Origin of the sequence: Halomonas sabkhae (genome assembly GCF_030409265.1) — a bacterium.
Taxonomy (GTDB): Bacteria; Pseudomonadota; Gammaproteobacteria; order Pseudomonadales; family Halomonadaceae; genus Halomonas; species Halomonas halmophila.
In genome coordinates this window covers 1-708 of the sequence record NZ_JAUFPM010000014.1, presented here as the reverse complement: position 1 = coordinate 708, position 708 = coordinate 1, and the positions used below count along the sequence as shown (strand labels likewise).

The following is a 708-nucleotide window of genomic DNA, read 5'->3' as shown; positions in this document are numbered from 1 at the left end:
GAGGGCATGGCCTGATGGAAATCGCAGATGCCACGCTGTTGATGGTCGCGGCCATCTTCGCGCTCCTGGTCACCGGCCTGCCGCTGGCCTTCATTACCGGCCTGATTGCGCTGGTCTTCACCTTCGGCTGGTTCGGCGGCAATGCCCTGCCGCTGGTCACCAGCCGGGTCTATGGCTTCGTCACCGAATATTCGCTGGTGGCGGTGCCGATGTTCGTCTTGATGGCGTCACTGCTCGACCGATCGGGCATCGCCAAGGACCTGTTCAACGCCATGCGGGTCTTCGCCGGTCGCCTGCCCGGTGGTGTGGCCATTCAGACCATCATCGTGGCCTTCTTCCTGGCGGCCTTGTCCGGGATCATCGGCGGCGAGATCGTCCTGCTGGGCATTCTGGCACTGCCGCAGATGCTGCGTCTGGGCTATGACAAGCACCTGTCGATCGGCGTGGTGTGTGCCGGCGGGGCGCTGGGCACCATGATGCCGCCGTCCATCGTGCTGATCATCTATGGCCTGATCGCCAGCGTGTCGATCGCCGATCTCTTTACCGCGGCGATCACGCCGGCGGTGATCCTGATGCTGTCGTACATCGCCTATGTGCTGGTGCGCTGCCTGCGCAACCCGGCCATGGGGCCGCCGATGAGCGACGCCGACCGCGAGGAGGGCTTCGCCAATCGCTGGGAGGCGCTCAAGGCCATCGTCGTGCCGGGGC

Annotated in this window: 1 protein-coding gene; it reads left to right on the top strand. The window is 65.1% G+C overall.

What is annotated here, in order from left to right; all coding sequences use genetic code 11:
* Positions 1-14 precede the first annotated feature (14 nt).
* Positions 15-708: TRAP transporter large permease subunit (locus QWY79_RS15865; RefSeq protein WP_290272029.1), on the top strand; the 694-nt coding region annotated here is incomplete at its 3' end.